General features: G+C 73.2%; 12 protein-coding genes and 1 tRNA gene. 6 read left to right on the forward strand and 7 right to left on the reverse strand.

The annotated features are described in order from the left end of the window. Positions 1 to 24: 24 nt before the first annotated feature. Positions 25 to 720 carry a histidine phosphatase family protein gene (locus tag AB0E02_RS33580; RefSeq protein ID WP_362146631.1) on the reverse strand — a complete coding sequence of 232 codons (696 nt, stop codon included), beginning with the start codon at positions 718 to 720 and terminating at the stop codon, positions 25 to 27. A gap of 59 nt (positions 721 to 779) precedes the next feature. On the opposite strand from AB0E02_RS33580, the gene corA reads away from it, so the two are divergent. Beyond that, positions 780 to 1,775 carry a magnesium/cobalt transporter CorA gene (gene corA / locus AB0E02_RS33585; RefSeq protein ID WP_362146634.1) on the forward strand — a complete coding sequence of 332 codons (996 nt, stop codon included), beginning with the start codon at positions 780 to 782 and terminating at the stop codon, positions 1,773 to 1,775. Between the two features lie 34 nt (positions 1,776 to 1,809). On the opposite strand, the gene AB0E02_RS33590 is transcribed toward corA, so the two are convergent. After that, positions 1,810 to 2,598, reverse strand: a complete 789-nt coding sequence (locus AB0E02_RS33590; RefSeq protein WP_362146637.1) for a ferritin-like domain-containing protein — start codon at positions 2,596 to 2,598, stop codon at positions 1,810 to 1,812. Positions 2,599 to 2,913: 315 nt separating this feature from the next. Continuing rightward, complete coding sequence (locus tag AB0E02_RS33595) at positions 2,914 to 3,969, reverse strand: LLM class F420-dependent oxidoreductase (protein WP_030414739.1); 1,056 nt, start codon at positions 3,967 to 3,969, stop codon at positions 2,914 to 2,916. Between the two features lie 127 nt (positions 3,970 to 4,096). Here AB0E02_RS33595 and AB0E02_RS33600 point away from each other — a divergent pair, with 127 nt between their 5' ends. Further along, entirely contained in the window at positions 4,097 to 5,080 is a 984-nt protein-coding gene (locus tag AB0E02_RS33600) for an aldo/keto reductase (RefSeq protein WP_362146640.1), read from the forward strand. Further along, entirely contained in the window at positions 5,077 to 7,452 is a 2,376-nt protein-coding gene (locus AB0E02_RS33605) for a helix-hairpin-helix domain-containing protein (RefSeq protein ID WP_362146643.1), read from the forward strand. Before AB0E02_RS33600 ends, AB0E02_RS33605 begins: the two co-directional genes overlap by 4 nt. Before the next feature lie 43 nt (positions 7,453 to 7,495). Here the strand turns inward: AB0E02_RS33605 and AB0E02_RS33610 are convergent, their stop codons facing one another. Beyond that, a complete protein-coding gene (locus AB0E02_RS33610; protein ID WP_362146646.1) occupies positions 7,496 to 8,170 on the reverse strand; it encodes a hypothetical protein in 675 nt (224 codons plus the stop codon). Positions 8,171 to 8,217: 47 nt separating this feature from the next. On the opposite strand from AB0E02_RS33610, the gene AB0E02_RS33615 reads away from it, so the two are divergent. Then, positions 8,218 to 8,406, forward strand: a complete 189-nt coding sequence (locus tag AB0E02_RS33615) for a DUF5703 family protein (protein ID WP_030416245.1) — start codon at positions 8,218 to 8,220, stop codon at positions 8,404 to 8,406. Positions 8,407 to 8,539: 133 nt separating this feature from the next. Here AB0E02_RS33615 and AB0E02_RS33620 read toward each other — a convergent pair whose 3' ends face one another. From AB0E02_RS33620 to AB0E02_RS33630, 3 genes are all read right to left on the reverse strand, one after another. Next, positions 8,540 to 9,469 (reverse strand): chaplin, encoded by a 930-nt coding sequence (locus tag AB0E02_RS33620; RefSeq protein ID WP_362146651.1) that lies wholly within the window; start codon positions 9,467 to 9,469, stop codon positions 8,540 to 8,542. Between the two features lie 185 nt (positions 9,470 to 9,654). Beyond that, a complete protein-coding gene (chpH, locus tag AB0E02_RS33625) occupies positions 9,655 to 9,888 on the reverse strand; it encodes a chaplin ChpH (RefSeq protein WP_362146654.1) in 234 nt (77 codons plus the stop codon). Positions 9,889 to 10,070: 182 nt separating this feature from the next. Beyond that, the gene (locus AB0E02_RS33630) at positions 10,071 to 11,396 is read right to left on the reverse strand and encodes a M20/M25/M40 family metallo-hydrolase (protein WP_030801914.1); all 1,326 of its coding nucleotides are present in this window, start codon (positions 11,394 to 11,396) and stop codon (positions 10,071 to 10,073) included. 231 nt (positions 11,397 to 11,627) lie between these two features. Between AB0E02_RS33630 and AB0E02_RS33635 the strand changes: the two genes are divergently transcribed. After that, positions 11,628 to 11,712, forward strand: a tRNA-Leu gene (locus AB0E02_RS33635). A gap of 96 nt (positions 11,713 to 11,808) precedes the next feature. Continuing rightward, positions 11,809 to 12,777 carry a pseudouridine synthase gene (locus AB0E02_RS33640; protein WP_362146658.1) on the forward strand — a complete coding sequence of 323 codons (969 nt, stop codon included), beginning with the start codon at positions 11,809 to 11,811 and terminating at the stop codon, positions 12,775 to 12,777. Positions 12,778 to 12,790: the final 13 nt, after the last annotated feature.

Genomic DNA, 12,790 nt, shown 5'->3' on the forward strand with positions numbered 1-12,790 from the left:
GCACCACCCTACTGCGCCGACTGATCACCCTGCGCCCGCACCACCGCCGATGGTCGCGTCCCGGTCCGCCGGACCGCCGCCGTCCTCCCGGGGCACCAGCGAGGCGAAGTCGCCGGTGTCCCCGAGGCGTACGAGGTAGGGGCGCAGCCGGGTGTAGCGGATCACGGTCAAGGAACAGGGCTCGACCGAGATCCGCTGGAAGAGGTCGAGGTGCATGCCCAGCGCGTCGGCGACCAGGGACTTGATGATGTCGCCGTGCGAGCACATGGCGTAGATGGCCTCGGCGCCGTGCGTCTGCTCGACGCGGGCGTTCCAGTCGCGGACCGCGTCGACCGCGCGGGCCTGCATGGCCCGCATCGACTCGCCTCCGGGGAAGGCGGCCGAGGACGGGTGCTGCTGGACGGCCTCCATCAGCGGCTCGTCGGTCAGCTCGGCCAGTTTGCGGCCCGACCAGTCGCCGTAGTCGCACTCGCTGATCCGGTCGTCGATGTGCAGGGTGATCCCGGGCCGGGCCGCCAGCAGCGGCGCCATGGTCTCCCGGCAGCGTTGCAGGGGGCTGGTGACGAGGGCGGCGAGCGGTACCTGCGCCAGCCGCGCGGGCAGCGCGGCGGACTGGGCCGCGCCGCGCTCGTCGAGGGCGACGCCGGGCGCCCGCCCGGCGAGCACTCCGGCGGTGTTGGCGGTGGAGCGGCCGTGCCGCACCAGGATCAGCGTGGGCATGCCCGCCACCCTACGTTCCGGCTGCCGCGTCCTGGCAGGGGTCCCTGGGACGCGCGAGAATGCCTGGTGTGATTGTGGACTGCGCCATCTACCGGGAGGGCCGCCGCACGGACTGCGCGGCCGACTTCTCCCGCGCCCTGAAGGCGGCGCGGGCGGAGGGGCACTCTTTCCTCTGGCTGGGGATGCACGAGCCGACGCAGGCGGAGTTCGACCGCGTCACCAGCGAGTTCGCGCTGCACCCGCTGGCCGTCGAGGACGCGCTCAAGGCGCACCAGAGACCCAAGCTGGAGGTCTACGACGACTCGCTGTTCATGGTGCTGAAGCCGGTCACGTACGACACCCGGGCCGACACGGTGACGGCGTCGGAGCTGATGGTCTTCGTGGGGGACTCGTTCGTGGTGACCGTCCGGCACGGGGCGGCCAGCCCGCTGGCCGCGGTGCGGCGCCGGCTGGAGGAGCATCCGGAGATCCTGCGGCACGGGCCGGGCGCGGTGCTCTACGCGATCAGCGACGCGGTGGTCGACCACTACATCGAGGTGGCCGCCGAACTCGCCCTGGACATGGAGGAGTTGGAGGCGGAGGTGTTCGCTCCGGTCCGCGGCCGGGACACCCGCAACACCGCCGCGCAGATCTACGCGTTCAAGCGCGAGGTGATGGAGTTCCGGCGGGCGACCGGCCCGCTGGCGGAGCCGATGGCCCGCTTGCAGAACCCGGGAGTGCCGTTCGTGCACGATCACGCCCGGCCGTTCTTCCGCGACGTCGACGACCACCTCACCCGCGCCAATGAGTCGGTGGACAGCCTGGACCGCCTGCTTTCGGACATTCTGTCCGCCCATCTGGCACAGATGGGCGTCCGGCAGAACGACGACATGCGCAAGATCTCGGCCTGGGCGGCGCTGGCGGCCGTCCCCACCCTGATCGCCGGGGTCTACGGCATGAACTTCGAGAACATGCCGGAACTGAGATGGCAGTGGGGCTACCCGGGGGTGCTCGTGGTGATGGTCCTCATCGAGGTGTCGCTCTACCGGCTGTTCAAGCGCCGCGGCTGGCTCTGAGGGGCCGGCGCGAAGACGCCCGGCAGCGGCGCCCTTACGCGAACTCCGGGGCGGAGGTGGCCGGGCCGCCCAGCGCGTTCCGCCGCTCGGGCATCCGGAGGCTGACCATCCGCCGCCAGCCGCCCAGCCGCTCGTAGCCGTACGCCGCCGCGATACCGGCGGTGAGCGCCGCGGACTTGGCCCCCGGCCACTTCAGGATGCGGCCCATGTGCTCCATCACGGCCAGACTGACGTCCCGGTAGACGGCGATCTCGGCGTGCGCGCATTCGTGGAGGGCGCGCTGGATGGTCCGCCCGTGGCCGGCCCGGGCGAGGCGGAGCAGTTCCTCGTGGCAGTAGGCGAGGTGATTGGTCTCGTCGTGCGAGATCATCCGGATCGCCCTGCCCACCTCGGGGTGGTCGCCGAAGTGCTTGGTCAGCAGGGCCATCTGGTCGGCGGCGCGCTGTTCGGTGACCCGGCTGTGGGTGAGGTAGGTGATGACGTCGAGCTCGCCGAGCGGCTCGTCACGGCGCAGTTTGTCGTGCGCCAGGCCGATGCCCCGCCGCTCCAGGAGCATGGTGTAGTCGGTCGTCCGGGGGACGTCGGTGGGGGTCAGTCCGCGCTTGCGCAACAGGGCCTGGAAGATCCGGCCGTGCTTGTCCTCGTCGGCGCCGTGCCGGGCTACCTTGGGCGCCAGCTCGCGCAACGACTCGGGCAGCAGTGCGGCGATCCGTCCGTTCTCCCAGCCGCCCTGCGCCTCACCGCTCGCCGCTATGGAGCAGAAGAGGCGGTAGGCCTCATCGTTGTCGACGATCTCCTGGAACAGGCTCCGGGCCGAGAGCATCTGCCTCACCTCCGAACGGACACACCCGCAATCAGTCAAAGCAGGTGTTCCGGGCGCGGCAACCGGGCGGGACGCCCGTTCGCCCGTTCGGACGAGGCGCGGCCGGGTGGCGGGGCGTAACCCGCCCGCCCGTACCCGCGTTGTGCAGCGCGACGGCCGTGGCGGGGAAGATCCCCCGAGCCCCCACCACGGCCGCAGGCTCTCGGAAAGGCCCGAGGTCCAGGCGCCCCGGCGCCGGGCCCTTCGCCGGTCGCTACCGGGCGTTTCACCGGGCGCCTCTCGCTGAGCGCCGCCGGTCCGTTCGCCCGGCGGCGCTCATGCCAGCCCGGCGCGCTCCAGGGCCTCGGTACCGGCCCGCAGCGAGGCCAGCCGGTCCTCCAGTCCGAAGCCCGCCGGGGACAGCGTCAGCGTGGTCACCCCGGCCTCCGCATAGGCCCGCATCCGGTCGGCGATCCGCTCGACGGAGCCGAGCAGCGTGGTCCGGTCGATGAGCTCCTCGGGGACCGCCGCGGCGGCGCCCTCCTTGTCGCCGGCCAGGTACTTGTCCTGGATCTCGACGGCTTCCTTCTCGTAGCCCATCCGCCGGGCCGCCTGGTTGTAGAAGTTCTGCTTGCGGCTGCCCATGCCGCCGACGTAGAGCGCGGTGTACGGGCGGAACATGTCGGCCAGCGCGCTGACGTCCTTGTCGGCGCCGACGGCCAACGGCAGCGTCGGGCAGATGTCGAAGCCGTCCAGGGTCTTGCCGGCCTTCTCCCGGCCGGCCCGGAGGGGGGCGACCGCGGTCTCCTCCAGGTTCTCGGCGGCGGGGAAGATCAGCAGCGCGCCGTCGGCGATCTCACCGGTCTGCGTCAGGTTCTTGGGGCCGATCGCGGCGATGTAGAGCGGGATGTGCGGGCGCTGCGGGTGGACGGTGAGCTTCAGCGGCTTGCCCGGACCGCCGGGCAGCGGCAGTGTCCAGTGCTCGCCCTCGTAGGACAGCCGCTCGCGGGTCATCGCCTTGCGGACGATCTCGACGTACTCGCGGGTGCGGGCGAGCGGCTTGTCGAACTTGACGCCGTACCAGCCCTCGGAGACCTGCGGGCCGGAGACGCCCAGACCGAGCCGGAACCGGCCGCCGGAGAGCGAGTCCAGGGTGGCGGCCGTCATCGCGGTCATGGCGGGCGTCCGCGCCGGGATCTGGAAGATGGCGGAGCCGATGTCGATGCGCTCGGTCTGGGCGGCGACCCAGGAGAGCACGGTGGCGGCGTCGGACCCGTACGCCTCGGCGGCCCAGCAGACGTCGTAGCCGAGGCGGTCGGCCTCCTTCGCCACCGCGAGATTGTCGGAGTCCATCCCGGCGCCCCAGTAGCCGAGGTTGATGCCAAGCCTCATGCCGCTCCCCTTACCCATCGGTAACGTCGCTGTTCCGGGGACTGTAGCGCGCACGCCCGCCGGACGTCACCGACGGGTTGTCCACAGGTCCCCTGTTCCCGGCGCCCGGCGCGTACTCTCAGGGCCCATGGAGCAAAGGCACCTCGGCCGAACGGGCCTGCGCGTGTCCCGGCTCGGGCTCGGCACCCTGAACTGGGCCCGCGACACGGGCGAGCAGGAAGCCGCCGACCAGCTCAAGACGTTCTGGGAGGCCGGCGGCACGCTCGTCGACACCGCCGACATCTATGCCGACGGCGGTGCCGAGTACCTCCTCGGCCGGCTGATGGAGGGGCTGGTTCCGCGCGAGGACCTGGTGATCGCGACGAAGGCCGGCAGCGTGCTGGAGGCCGACCGCCGGGTGGACTGCTCCCGGCGCCATCTCCTCGCCGCCCTCGACGCCTCCCTGGGACGGCTGGGCACCGAGTACGTCGACCTGTGGCAGCTCCACGCCTTCGATGCGCACACGCCGCTGGAGGAAACCCTCCAGGCCCTGGACCTCGCGGTCAGCAGCGGCCGGGCGCGCTACGTGGGCCTGTCGAACTTCTCCGGCTGGCAGCTGGCCAAGGCCGCCACCTGGCAGCTCGCGGCGCCCGGGGTGCGCAACCGCCTGGCGAGCGCCCAGATGGAGTACTCCCTCCTGCAGCGCGGCATCGAGCGCGAGGTGCTGCCCGCGGCGCTCGACCTCGGGATGGGCGTCCTGCCGTCCTCGCCGCTGGGCCGGGGCGTGCTGACCGGGAAGTACCGCCATGCGACCCCCGCCGACTCGCGCGGTGCCTCGGAGCACCTGGCGGCGTTCGTCGCGCCGTATCTCGACGAGACGGCGGGCCGGGTCGTGGAGGCCGTCACGACCGCCGCCGACGGACTGGCCGTCACCCCGCTGCAGGTGGCCCTCTCGTGGGTCCGGGACCGGCCGGGAGTGACCGCGCCGGTCCTGGGCGCCCGTACGGCACAGCAGCTCAGAGCGGCATTGTCAGTGGAGGCCCTTACTCTTCCTGACGAGATCCGCCGGGCGCTGGACGATGTGTCGGCTCCGGTGCACCACTACCCCGATCACGACTGGAGCACGCTGTGAGCACCGACCGCCCCGCCGGCGACACCCCGCCCGGGCAGGAGGCCGCACCCGGGACCGCGGAGGCCCGTACGCCCGAGGGGGCGCAGGCGGCGGACCCGGGCGCACCGGCGAGCGAGGCACCGGCCGCGGCGCCCCCGGCCGGCCGGACCACCGCGGCGGCGCTGGCGGCGGCCGTCCGGGCCGTGGAGAGCGGCGAGCGCTCGGCCGCGTCGTTCTTCACCCAGGCCCCGCGCCCCGCCCGACCGGCCGCAGCCACCAAGGCGGCCCCGGCACCCGCCGGACCGGCACCCCAAGGCGGGCCGGCGGGCCCGCCCCCGGAGCCGGCGACCGTGCACCGCGCCGCCGCACCGGCCGGGCCCTCCGCACCGCCCGTAGCGGCCCCGGGCGCCGCCGCTCCCACCACCGCACCTCTCCCGGCCCCCGCCCCCGGCCTCGACGGCGTACGACAGGTGCTGCGGGCGGGCGGGGCCCCGGAGACCCTCGCGGAGCGGACCGCCGAGCTGCTCGGGGAGCGGGCCGCGGAGGTCCTGCGCGAGGATCCCTGGCAGCTGCTCGGGGTGCCGGGTGTGCGGCCCGAGCAGGCCGACGGCTTCGCGCGGGCGCTGCTCGGTGCCGCCGCCGGGCCGGGCGACGAGCGCCGCGGCCAGGCGCTGGTCGGCTGGCTGCTGGAGCAGGCCGCGGTCGCGGGGCATTCCGCGCTGGAGGCCGGCGCGCTGCGCAGCGCGCTGGCGCAGCGCCAGGTGCCCGACCCCGACGAGGCCCTGCAGATTGCCATCGCCGAGGGCGCCGTCCTGGTCTTCCAGGACGCGATCGAGGAACCGGGCCGGGCCCGGCCCGCGACGGACGAGGACGAGGAGGAGCGGCCGGTCCGGATCCTGCTGGGCCTGGACCGCTGGGCCATGGCCGAGGAGAGCGTCGCCGACGGCCTGGCCCGGCTGCTCAACACCTTCGAGCCGGTCCCGGACTCCGACGCTCCGGACACCGGCTCCGGGACGCCGGACGCCGAATCCGGTGCGGTGGACGCCGGCTCTGATTCCGACGCCGACTCCGCGGACGCCGACGAGCGGGCGGAGACCGCCGGTCCGTCCTCGGAGGCCGGTGACGCCCCGGCCCCGGCCCCGGTCCGTCCCTCCGCCGCCGCCTGGGAGGCCGCGGCCGCCGCCGCGCCGTCGCCGTCGGCCGCGGAGCTGATCCGTGCGGCCGCGCACAGCGGCCTGGTGGCGCATACGGGCGCGGAGGCGGCCCGCGCCGAGCCGGCCGCGCTGATCGCCGCGGCCCGTGCGCTGGGCCTGCGGGCCTTCGGCGCCGCCCACAGCGAGAACGGCCGCCGCCGGCTGGCCGCCGACCTCGCCGCGCTCGCGCCCGAGGCGGGCCCGGAGGCCGGTTCCGCAGGCGTGGGCGCAGCGGCGGTGACGGTCGCCGGGCTGCTGGCGGGGCAGGAGGGCCCCGGACGGGACGCGGACGGTGCCCTCGCGCTCGATCTGCTGGTGGTGCTGGACGCGCCGCAGCTGGATCTGGAGACCGCGGCCCTGCTCGTCGAGTCGCTGACCGACGGGACCCGGCTGGTGCTCAGCGGTGATCCCGGCGTCCTGTGGTCCGCCGGCCCCGGCCGTCTCTTCGCCGATGTCCTCGCGGCCCGTTTCTGCCCCCAGGTCGCCTCCCGCACCCCGGACTTCGGCCCGATCGGCGAGCTGGTGTCCGGCATCGGCATCGGTGAGCTGAGCCAGGTCGAGGCGCCCGGCAAGGAGGTCGTGATCGTTCCGGTGCGGGACGCCGGCGAGGCGGTGCACCGCGCCGTCCAGCTGGTCGCCGACTCCGTGCCCCGTGCGCTGGGCGTCCCGCCGGAGGACACCCAGGTCATCACGGTCGGACACGGCGGCGCGGCGGGCACCCGGGCGCTGAACGCCGCGCTCAAGGAGCGGCTCAACCCCGGCCCCGGCCGGTTCGGCGGTTTCGACCCCGGCGACCGCGTGGCCTACGCCCCGGCCCCCGGCCGTACGCTGCCCGGCACGGTCACCGGCGCCGACGCCGCGGGGCTGCAACTGGACTGCGCGGGCACCGCGGTCGTGGTGCCGCGCGAGCGGGTCGGCGGCGCGGTCCGGCACGGCTGGGCGCTCACCGCCCACCAGGCGGCCGGGATGCGCTGGCCGGCCGCGGTGGTCGTGGTGCCGGGGGACGCCGCCGGCGGACTGACCCGCGCCTGGGCCTATACGGCCTTCAGCCGCGGTGAGCGGCATCTGTCGGTGGTGCAGGGCGCCGATCAGGCGCTGGCCCGGGCGATCGCCGAGGTGCCCGTCAAGGAGCGGACCACCCGGCTGCGGACGCTGCTCGGGCAGCAGAGCGTGCCGTCCGCGGAGGACGCCCAGGAGTGAGACGGGGCGCGGAGGCGGCCGCCCGGAGCGGCCGCCTCCGCCCTCACCTCTCGCGGTCGAGCGGCTCCAGCAGGTCGTCGTCGCCCAGTTCCTCGTCGAAGACGGCGCTGACGTCGAAGCGGCACACCACCCGCTGCGGGTCCGCCTGGTCGAACGGCGCGGAGAGCCACTCCCCCGGTTCCGCCGGTTCGTCGGCGGCCGCCACCCACAGCGTGGAGTCGCCCTCCTCCAGGCCGAACTCCTTGTGCCGGGAGGCGATCTCATCGGGTTCGAACTCCCCGAACAGCACCCCCAGCGCCGCATGGACGCTGCTGCCGACGACCGCGGCGGCGTCGGCGGAGGGGCCCGCCGCCTCGTCGGCGGCGTCCGGATCGAGGTCCGCGATGCGCTGCGCCTGGTGCAGCAGCCGCTGCGGTTCGGCGACGGTGTAGTCGCGCCGGATCAGCACGCTGAGCGCACTGGGATCCTCCGGGCCCGCGTACGCGGGCAGCGCGTCGCTACCGGGGATCTCGAAGGGGGTGACCTCGTCGTAGGTGTCGTAGAGCAGCTCGTCGTACACCTCGGCCGCGGCGGCGAGCTCGTCGAACGCGGCGTAGACAGCCGGATCGTCCTGCCCCGAGCGGCGTTCGACCGCGTCGAGGTGACGGTCCAGCGCGGCTTTGACCGCCTCGGCGGCGGCACGTACCTCGGCAGCGGAGGGCTGCGCAGCATCAGACATAGTGCAGACGCTATCCGTACCGGGGCCGGTCCCGCACAATAGATGCGATGCCGGAATACGAATTCTGCGATGTGTACGTGCCACGGGGCGTTTCCCGGAAGGCCACCACACGCTTGCTGACCGACCATGCCGAGTACGGACACTGGGAGTTGGACCGTCTGCGGCTTAATCCGGACGGCAGCCGCAAGGTGCGGCTGCGCCGCCGGATCATCCGCCAGCTCCGCGCCACGTGGTGATCACCACCGGCGCGTGAGCAGCAGAGCGGGCCCCGCCTCGGCAGGGCCCGCTCCTTGGTGCGCTCATGCGCGCTCAGCTACCGCTCGTCACACAGCGCCGACCGTCGCATGATCGCCGCGTGAGCGCCGCCGTTCACCGGCGGACGGCACGCGCCTTGCGGTACAGCACCGCGCCCCCGAGCAGCATCCCGGCGGCGGCCGGAATCGCGTAGCCGGCCGTGCCGGCACCGGTCTCCGCGAGCTGCTGGCGGGGAGCCGGCACGACCTGGCTGTGCGGCGCGGTCTGCGGCTGCACTGCCGGGGTGTGCCCCTGCGGGGTGGCCGGGTGCTGGGGCTTCCCCGGGTGCTGCGGCTTGCCCGGGTGCTGCTGCTCCGGCTGGTGCGGCTTCCCCGGGTGGTGCGGGTGGTGCGGGTGGTGCCCCGAGTTGTCGCCGGTGCCGGGGTGGTGCGGCTTACCCGGGTGGTGCGGCTTACCCGGGTGGTGCGGCTTCCCGGGGTGGTGCGGATGTCCCGGGTGCTGCGGGTTGCCGGGGTGGTGGGGCTGGCCCGGCTGGTGCGGACGGCCCGGTAGCGGCGCGTCGTTGGCGCAGTCGTTGCCGAAGACCGGGTTCAGCAGACCGACCACGGAAACGCTGTTGCCGCAGGCGTTGACCGGGACGTCGACCGGCGCCTGGACGTTGTTGCCGGAACCCACACCGGGTGAGTTCGCGGTACCGCCCGCGGCGCTGGCGCCACCGTGGTGGCCGCCCCCGCCCGGATGCCCACCCTGGTGGTGGCCCCCTTGGTGCGGGCCGCCCGGGTGTCCGGTGTGGTGGCCGTGGCCGTCGTTGGCGCAGTGGTTGCCGAACGCGGGGTTCAGCAGCCCGACGACATTGACGGTGTTGCCACAGGCGTTCACCGGGATGTGCAGCGGTACTTGGACGTTGTTGCCGGATCCCACGCCGGGCGAGTTCGCCGCGCCGCCGGCGGCCCCCGCATCCGCGTGTGCGTAGCCGGCGACCGCGGCGAGTACACCGCCGGCCGCCGCCATGGTGATCAGGCCCTTTCGTGCGACCTGTCTCATAAATTGTTCCCCTGCCTAGTGCCTTACAGGAATGCGTGCGCGCGGCGATCCCCCGGGGAGACCGGGGGATCATCCGCCCGCCCACCGAAATACCCAGAGGCCCCGGAATGCGTGCCACGCATTACGGAGCCGAACCGGATCTGACCCTTACGGGTGCAGGTACAACGTCAAACGGCGTCAGAAAGTCACTTGTTGACGCAGTAGTTGCCGAAGGTCGGGTTCAGCAGACCGACCACGGAGATCGTGTTGCCGCAGGCGTTCACCGGAACGTGCACCGGTACCTGGACGACATTGCCGGACACGACGCCCGGAGAGTTCACGGCAGCGCCCTGGGCACCCGAGTCGGCGGCGGCCAGGCCCGCACCGGCGAGCACCAGACCACCGGTGGCCGCCGCAGCAGCGACGATCTTCTTCAGCATTGTTCCTCCTAGTAGGCAATGCGGTCCCAGCCGCGGACCGCACACCCTGCAACGAGGAAAAGGACGTTGAAGCTACGAACACATCAAAGCATTCACTCTTTCCGGCGACACCGACGCGAACGGCAGGAAATCCGCGTCGATTTCGGCTTCGACGGCAGCTCTTCCCGCGGGCCCCGCGGGTTTCAGCTCTGTTCGATGAACCGGTCGAGCACCCGCACCCCGAACTTCAGTCCGTCCACCGGAACCCGCTCGTCCACGCCGTGGAACATTCCGGCGAAGTCCAGCTCCGGGGGCAGCTTCAGCGGCGCGAAGCCGAATCCGCGGATTCCCAGGTCGTCGAACGACTTGGCGTCCGTACCGGCGGACAGCATGTACGGCACCGCGCGCGCGATCGGGTCCTCGGCCTGCAGCGCCGACTGCATCGCCGCGACCAGCGCCCCGTCGAAGGTGGTCTCCAGCGCCTTGTCCGCGTGCACGTCCTCGCGCTTGACCCGCGGGCCGAGGATCCGGTCCAGGTCGGCCAGGAACTCCTCTTCGTAGCCCGGCAGGAAGCGCCCGTCGACGTGTGCGGTGGCCTGCCCCGGGATCACGTTGACCTTGTACCCGGCGCCCAGCTGCGTGGGGTTGGCGGTGTTGCGGAGCGAGGCGCCGATCAGCTTGGCGATGCCGCCGAGCTTCGCCAGCGTGCCGTCCATGTCCTCCGGGTCGAGCTCGGTGCCCAGCGCGTCGCCGAGCTCGTCCAGGAAGACCCGCAGCGTCTTGGTCACCCGCACCGGGAACTCGTACCGCCCCAACCGCCCGACCGCCTCGGACAGTTCGGTGATCGCGTTGTCCTTGTGGATCATCGAGCCGTGGCCGGCCGAGCCGTCCACGGTCAGCTTCATCCAGTGCATGCCCTTCTGGGCCGTCTCGATCAGGTACAGCCGCAGTTGCTCGTTGACCGTGAAGGAGAAGCCGCCGACCTCGCTGATCGCCTCGGTCACCCCCTCGAAGAGCTCCGGGTGGTGGTCGACGAGGTACCGCGCGCCGTAGGTGCCGCCCGCCTCCTCGTCCGCGAGGAACGCCAGCACGATGTCCCGCGGCGGCTTGCGGCCGGTGCGCAGCCGGTCCCGGACGACGGCCAGCGTCATCGCGTCCATGTCCTTCATGTCGACCGCGCCGCGCCCCCAGACGCACCCGTCCGCGATCTCCCCGGAGAACGGGTGGTGGGTCCAGTCGGCGGCGTTGGCCGGCACGACGTCGGTGTGCCCGTGGATGAGCAGCGCGGGCCGGGAGCGGTCCTCGCCCTCGATGCGGGCGACGGTCGACGCGCGCCCCTTGTGCGACTCGAAGATCCGTGGCTCCAGGCCGACCTCGGCGAGCTTCTCCGCGACGTACTCGGCGGCGGCCCGCTCACCGGGGCCCGAGTGGTCGCCGTAGTTGCTGGTGTCGATCCTGATCAGATCCCGGCACAGGTCGACGACCTCGTCCTCGCCGGTCACCGTACGGGCCGGCTGTGACTCGATCACGCTGCCTCCTCTTGGTTCACGGCCGCGTCGCGCGCCCCGAGGCGCCCGGTCCGCGGCGGGGGTCCACCGCCATCCTCCACCCCGGCCACGCTCTGCCCAAGGCCGCAATACTCCCGACATCCGCTGGTCACAGGCCCGCACCCGGCGGAATGTACGGGTGATCGACCACCCCCGAACGTTTGCTATTGTTTTCCACGTCGGAACGGCCCAGGCCACACCGGCAGACACCTGGTCCGGGTGGCGGAATGGCAGACGCGCTAGCTTGAGGTGCTAGTGCCCTTTATCGGGCGTGGGGGTTCAAGTCCCCCCTCGGACACTCATCAACATCGACGCCCGCTTGGCACTGACCAAGCGGGCCTCGGTGTTTTCCCACGTTCTTCGCTTCGCCGTTTCCCCCCGCCCCGGAGATCCCGTGAGACGCCGCTCCCCCGTGCCGCCCGCGCCGTTGCCGCAGCGGGACGGGATCGATGCGGTGCGGGTGCGGCTGCCGGCCGATCCGGGTGGGGTGTGGGGGACGGTCGGGGATCATCTCGTGGCGCGGTTCGGTGGGGCGATCGGGGCCGGGCGGGTGGTGGAGATGCTGGGCGCGGGCCGGTTCGTGGGGCTTGAGGGGGCGCTGAGCGGGGACGAGCCGTACGTCGCGGGGCGGTATGTGTGGTTCCACCGGGACTTCGCGCCGGAGGTGCGGGTGCCGTTCGAGGTGCGGATCGTGCACCGGGACGAACGGATCGTGATCGCCGACAAACCGCACTTCCTGGCCACCACGCCGCGCGGGCAGCACATCACCGAGACCGCGCTGGCCCGGCTGCGGCGCGAGCTCGGGCTGCCGGCGCTGCAGCCCGCGCACCGGCTGGACCGGCTGACGGCGGGGCTGGTGCTGTTCGTCGTACGGCCCGAGGACCGGGGGGCGTACCAGGGGCTGTTCGGCGGGCGCCGGGTGCGCAAGGAGTACGAGGCGGTGGCCCCGTACGACCCGGATGTGGCGCTGCCGGTGTCGGTGCGCAGCCGGATCGTCAAGGAGCGCGGGGTGCAGACGGCGCGTGAGGTGCCCGGGGCGGTGAACGCGGAGAGCCGGATCGAGCTGGTCGAGCGGCGGGGCGGGCTCGGACGCTACCGGCTGCTGCCGGCGACCGGGCGCACGCATCAGCTGCGGGTGCACATGCACGGTCTGGGGCTGCCGATCCTCCATGATCCGCTGTATCCGGGCGGTGATGGCGCGGCGGGTGCCCAGGGAGCCGGTGGGGCGGGCGCCGAGGACTTCGGGGCGCCGTTGCAGCTGCTGGCGAAGGTGCTGGCGTTCCGGGACCCGGTGGACGGGCGGGAGCGGCGGTTCGAGAGCGGGCTGCGGCTGGCGGCGTGGCCGGGGGCCGCGGCCGGCTGACGTCCGCAGGCGG

This window comes from Streptomyces sp. NPDC048196, from assembly GCF_040652715.1.
Classification (GTDB): Bacteria; Actinomycetota; Actinomycetes; order Streptomycetales; family Streptomycetaceae; genus Streptomyces; species Streptomyces siderophoricus.